Origin of the sequence: Xanthomonas populi, assembly GCF_002940065.1 — a bacterium.
Classification (GTDB): domain Bacteria; phylum Pseudomonadota; class Gammaproteobacteria; order Xanthomonadales; family Xanthomonadaceae; genus Xanthomonas; species Xanthomonas populi.
Map to the genome: position 1 here is coordinate 1 of NZ_MDEJ01000196.1, position 5,308 is coordinate 5,308.

Consider the following 5,308-nt stretch of genomic DNA (forward strand, 5'->3'; position numbering starts at 1 on the left):
GAAGCTCGACGTCATGTTCCTCGGATTCCTGAGCTTCGTCCTGATCGTTGAAGGGCTTATTATGTGTTAACAGGCCCTAGAACAGACGACAAACCACGGTAGCGATCAGGCAATTGCTCGCCACATTGTGTCAGCCACTCGTCAACCGGCTGCGCGAACGCAGCCTGACGCGCATCACCAGCCCAGCAATGCCCGCACCAGCTTGACGATACCCCAGAACGACACCACCCAGATTGCGCTGCGCAGGTACGGAATCCCCAGCGCATACGCAGGAACATACGCCACGCGCGCCCACAGGTAGAGCTGCACCGCGAGCGCGGTGTCTGCGTTGGTGCGCCCCGCGACACTCACCGCCAATACGGCAGCGGCGAAGATCGGAAAGGTTTCCTGGTAGTTGCGGAATGCGCGGTCCAGCCGCGCCGCAACGCCGGTCAACGGTTTGGTCTCGCCATCGCGAGCGCTGGCGTTCCACTTGGTGCCGCGCTGGGCAGTCATGCTGGCCGAGGCGGCCAACATTTGCACCAGGCCGAGCACCATCGCCCAGCCCAGCATCTTTAGTTCGATCGTCAGTTCCACTCAGATTCCCCGGTTAGCCGCTGCATTACTTGATCGACGCGCGCAGGCTGTAGCCGGCGAGCCTCCAGGTCTTGTCCTCATCCAGTCGGAACGACACCAGCTCGCGTACCGGCTGCTGAGCTTTGGCAAAGCGGGTCGGGAAGCTGACGTTGATGTACAAGCCTTCCGGCACCTGCGCGCCGGGGCCGTACTTGACCCGTGTCACCGAGCCCTGCCCGCGTCCGACCACCGCCCCGAGGCGCGCACGCTCGGCGCCGATCTGGCTGACGAAGACATCGCGCTTGACCGCCGTCTTGGCCACGCGGGACGTGCCATCCCACAGCGGCGCGACCTGATCGGTATCGACCATCTGCGCAACACGCAACGCTGCCTGGGTCATCTCGGTGTTCTGCTTGAACAGCTGCGCTTGCTGCGCGGTATTGGCTGCAGGCGTGCCTGCGGTTGTTCCGGCAGCCGCCGTTCCACTCGCAGTTGGTGCGGCGGCCGGACGCGCGCCGGTCTGAGTTGGTTGTGCGAAGACCAGCAACGGAGCCAACACCAGCACGGCAAGTAAACGGGGGCGGAACATTGGGCAGATGACCTTGTGCGTATCGATGGAGAGAGAACTGCCGCACGGTGGGTGCGGCGGAACGGCAGTCTTGTACGTGTCGCGTCTATTAACTTGAGCGGACAATGCCGTGGCGCAGCGACCTCATGCGCACTCGGCCACAATCTCGCCATAGACAGCCGGCAGCGTCAGGCCTCGCCGCTCGGAGGTACTGTAGAAACACCGCGCGCTCGCCACAGCCGCCAGCTGATCCACAGCGCACGTGCGGTGGCCGCCATCAGCGCAGCCAGGCTCAGCCACATCGCCAAGGTGGCCGGCCATTGCACCTGTTTGGCTGCGGAAATCGCCTTCAGTAGCTCGGCAACCCCGAACCCGCCCAGCACCAGCAGTGCCGATGGCAGGTACGCCCGCAGTATTCCCTTCGTTTTCCCGATCATGTTGCCCCCCGGCTCCGTTGTGTTCAGCGACGATAGGCAGCGAGCGGTGCGGTACGCGTGAAGCTCAGCCTTCGCTGTGAACGGGGACCGGCGCCGGATCGGAGGCCGACTCGGCTGCCGGTGCTACCGCCGGCGGGGCCACCTCGGTGTCGGCCGCAGCTGCGTCCGCCGGGTCGGTCGTCGCCGGCAGCGCGGCAGCATCGGTTTCGGCCAGCGGGCTTTCTTCCGGGCAGGCCGCATCCGGAAACCCGAAGCGCTGCTTCAAGGCCAGGCCGCAGGCGTTGACTGCCTCCAGATCGGCGCCCTCGCCTTTGCACTTCTGATCGAAGGCGACCAGAAACGCATCCTTGCGGCGCACGAAGGGATCGCCGCACTTGCGCATCTGACGGATGCGCTCCAGATCGTCCTGCACCGCGTTGGTGCCATCCAGCCCGTACTCGCGCAGCTCGTCCATCGTGAGCAGGCGCAGGCTGCGGTTGGGCACGGTCATCATCAGGTCGGCCACCGCCACGCCGGTGCGCTCCAGATAATCCTTGACGTTGCAGTAGACCTCGCAGTAGACCTCGCGCAATTCGCGATTGAGTTCCGCACGCGAGGTGGCCTTGGAGCTGATCCGCATCATGCGATGGATGCCGATCTTGCCGGCCACCAGCCGGTTGTCGCCGGCCGCCAGCACGAACACGCAGGCGCTGTGGCAGATCGAGCCTTCACGCACCCAGATGGTCCAGTTGGATTCGCCGATCGTATCGCCTGCGCGGATCGCCGCTTCCAACTGCCCGCCGCTGGAATCCAGATCCAGGATGCGATGCGGCAACTGCAGTTGCTCGGCCACCGCGGCCAGCCGCCATACCAACGCAGCGAAGCCGGCATTGATCTTGCCGGCGTAGCGCACCCGCAGCAGGCCGGTGTCGCGACACGGTGCCAGCACCGCTTCCACGCTGGCCCGATCCAGCGCCGGCAGCAGCGTACCGTCGCCGGTGGCGCTGCTGTAATCGGTGGCGCAACTGATCCAGGCCTTGCCCGCGTCCAGCTCCGCTTGCGGCCACCCCGCCTCGCCTGTTTGCGTAAGCGGCCGCGGAGGCGGCGCACTGGCTCGGGGGTATCCACCGTCACCATCTGGTCGCCATCGCCTGCCTGCGCCGCGCCGTTCTGCTGCGCGCCCGCCGCATCAGCGGACGTGCCGGTGCGATCGCAGCCAGACAGCGCCAGCACGCATGAAAGGGAGAGGCATAACAGTTTCAGCATGAGGTAAGACACAGACCGCGACGAAGATCACCCTCCGTCTATGGCTGAATGGGTCGACCGTTTGACCCTGCCATGAACATGCATGCCCTGCGCAGCGCTGTCCGAAAACGGCCAGCCGGCGTCAAGACGAGCGCATAGACTGGCGCCATGCAGACCATAATGCCCGACCGAATCCAATGCGACCGCGCCCGGTTGGCGCGCGATGCACGCTTCGATGGGTTGTTCTTCACCGCAGTGCGCAGCACAGGCATCTATTGCCGCCCGGTGTGCCCGGCACCGCCGCCCAAGCCGGGCAATATTACCTATTACCCCAGCGCTGCAGCGGCCAGTGCGGCCGGCTACCGGCCGTGCCTGCGCTGTCGGCCGGAACTGTCGCCGCAGGCGCAGCAGCATCTGGGCGAAGAAAGCGTGCAGCGTGCGTTGGCGATGATTGCCGAAGGTGCGCTGCAGGAGCAGCCGGTGCAGACGCTGGCCGATGCGGTGGGTTTGAGTGCGCGCCAATTGCAGCGTCAATTCGTGCAGCAGCTCGGTGCCACACCGATCCAGGTGCATGGCACGCGCCGGCTGCTGCTGGCCAAGCAACTGCTGACCGAGACGGCATTACCGGTCACCGAGGTCGCACTGGCGGCCGGCTTCAACAGCCTGCGCCGCTTCAATGCGGCGTTTCTGGACGGCTGCGGCATGCCGCCATCGGCGTTGCGCAAGCAACGTGCCGAAGTGCCCGGTGGCGCGTTGACCCTGCGCCTGGGCTATCGCCCGCCACTGGATCTGCCGGCGATGCTGGCATTTCTGCAGCGGCGCGCGATTCCCGGCATCGAGCAGGTCGACGCCAGCGGCTACCGGCGCGTCATCGGCACGCCAGGCAACGCCACGTTGATCGAGGTCAGCGCGGCGCCGAAGCGTGCGGAGTTGTTGCTGCGCATCGGGGCGACCGACCCGCGCCAGATTCCGCAGATCGTGCGCCGCTTGTTCGATCTGGATGCGGATCTACAGGCCGTGCACGCCACGCTGGCGTCCGAGCCGCTGCTGGCCAAGGCGATCGCGCGCCGCCCCGGCCTGCGTGTACCAGGCGGCTGGGATGGCTTTGAAGTGGCGGTGCGCGCGGTGCTGGGCCAGCAGGTCAGCGTGGCCGGTGCAGCGACGCTGGCGGCGCGGCTGGTCGACCGCCATGGCGGCCATCATGCCGAGATGCCGCCGGGTCTGGATCGCATCTTTCCCACAGCTGCACAGCTGGCCGAGGCACCGCTGGAACACCTCGGCCTGCCGCGCGCACGCGCCGCCACGCTGCGTGCATTGGCATCGGCGTGCGCGCAAGGGCTTCTGCAGTTCGGCGCCGGCCAACGCCTGCCCGAGTTCGTCGCCGCCTGCACTGCGTTGCCCGGCATCGGGCCATGGACCGCGCACTACGTCGCCATGCGTACGCTGTCGCATCCGGATGCGTTTCCGGCCGGCGACCTGATCCTGCAGCAGGTGCTCGGCACGCCGGAACGCCTGAGCGAGCGTGCCACCGAAGCGCGCTCGCAGGCATGGCGACCGTGGCGCGCTTACGCCGTATTGCACCTGTGGCATCTCGCTGTCGATCGCAAGGACACCCGTTCATGAGCACGTTGTATTACGACACCTTCCCCTCGCCGATCGGCGCGCTCAGCGTGGCCGCCGATCATGCCGGCGTGCACCACATTCTGTTCGCGCAGAATCGCTACGACGCGCTCGGCCGTGCGCGTTGGCTGCATGACCCCGATGCGCCACTGGTGCGCGAAGCGCGCGAGCAATTGCTCGACTATCTGCATGGCGGGCGGCGCAGTTTCGATCTGCCGTTGATACCGACCGGAACGCCGTTTCAGCTGCAGGTCTGGCACACGCTGGCGCAGATTCCGTTCGGGCAGACCTGGAGCTACGCGCAGCTTGCGTATGCGGTGGGACGGCCCGCCGCCAGCCGCGCAGTCGGTGCCGCCAACGGACGCAATCCATTACCGATCGTGCTGCCCTGCCACCGCGTAATCGGCGCCAATGGCGCCTTAATCGGTTTCGGCGGCGGCCTACCGACCAAGCAGGCATTGTTGCAGCTGGAGGGTTGGTCGCCGCGCCAGAGCGTCCATGCAGACGACCTGTTCGCCTAACTCTCCGCAACCAACGTGCGCTGACTTCGCGAAGTCATTGCCACGCCGTAAGCTGGCGTGATGATCGATCCACGTTTTGTGTTCGCCGCGACCGCGCTTGCGCTGCTCGCGGCCTGTACCAGCACTATGCCGCCACGTAGCGCGCCAGTAGCCGTATCCAGCGCGTCGGCATCGGCAGAGGCACCATCCAGCGGCGCGCCCCACACCTTGCTGCTGATCTCCATCGACGGCCTGCGCGCCGGCATGCTCGATCGCGGTATCACCCGGCGGCTTCAACTCTGGATCGCAACACCAACGGTTGTGAAGTGGTCCAGGCGACCTGACCTGAACGACTTCACCGCCAAGTGGAGTTGCCCATGTCATCCAGCCGCCTGGACCTGGCA

At 66.2% G+C, this 5,308-nt stretch carries 5 protein-coding genes and 2 pseudogenes; 3 read left to right on the forward strand and 4 right to left on the reverse strand.

Going from position 1 to position 5,308, the window contains the following annotated elements; translation table 11 throughout:
* Nucleotides 1-174: 174 nt before the first annotated feature.
* The 4 genes and pseudogenes from XpopCFBP1817_RS19350 to XpopCFBP1817_RS19365 all read right to left on the reverse strand — a co-directional run bounded on the left by XpopCFBP1817_RS19350 (nucleotide 175) and on the right by XpopCFBP1817_RS19365 (nucleotide 2,805).
* A complete protein-coding gene (locus XpopCFBP1817_RS19350) occupies nucleotides 175-576 on the reverse strand; it encodes an MAPEG family protein (RefSeq protein ID WP_128418333.1) in 402 nt (133 codons plus the stop codon).
* A gap of 25 nt (nucleotides 577-601) precedes the next feature.
* Nucleotides 602-1,144 (reverse strand): DUF4019 domain-containing protein, encoded by a 543-nt coding sequence (locus XpopCFBP1817_RS19355; protein WP_128418334.1) that lies wholly within the window; start codon nucleotides 1,142-1,144, stop codon nucleotides 602-604.
* 167 nt (nucleotides 1,145-1,311) lie between these two features.
* Nucleotides 1,312-1,560: a hypothetical protein gene (locus tag XpopCFBP1817_RS19360; RefSeq protein WP_128418335.1), complete on the reverse strand. Its 249-nt coding sequence runs from the start codon at nucleotides 1,558-1,560 to the stop codon at nucleotides 1,312-1,314.
* Nucleotides 1,561-1,624: 64 nt separating this feature from the next.
* Nucleotides 1,625-2,805: pseudogene (locus XpopCFBP1817_RS19365) on the reverse strand (COG3904 family protein).
* Between the two features lie 147 nt (nucleotides 2,806-2,952).
* Between XpopCFBP1817_RS19365 and XpopCFBP1817_RS19370 the strand changes: the two are divergent.
* The 3 genes and pseudogenes from XpopCFBP1817_RS19370 to XpopCFBP1817_RS22280 all read left to right on the forward strand — a co-directional run.
* Nucleotides 2,953-4,407, forward strand: coding sequence for an AlkA N-terminal domain-containing protein (locus XpopCFBP1817_RS19370; protein ID WP_128418336.1), 1,455 nt, complete (start codon nucleotides 2,953-2,955; stop codon nucleotides 4,405-4,407).
* Nucleotides 4,404-4,925 (forward strand): methylated-DNA--[protein]-cysteine S-methyltransferase, encoded by a 522-nt coding sequence (locus XpopCFBP1817_RS19375; protein WP_128418337.1) that lies wholly within the window; start codon nucleotides 4,404-4,406, stop codon nucleotides 4,923-4,925. The genes XpopCFBP1817_RS19370 and XpopCFBP1817_RS19375 overlap by 4 nt, the downstream gene beginning before the upstream one ends.
* 60 nt (nucleotides 4,926-4,985) lie before the next feature.
* A pseudogene (locus tag XpopCFBP1817_RS22280) lies at nucleotides 4,986-5,308 on the forward strand (hypothetical protein); the annotation flags it as partial.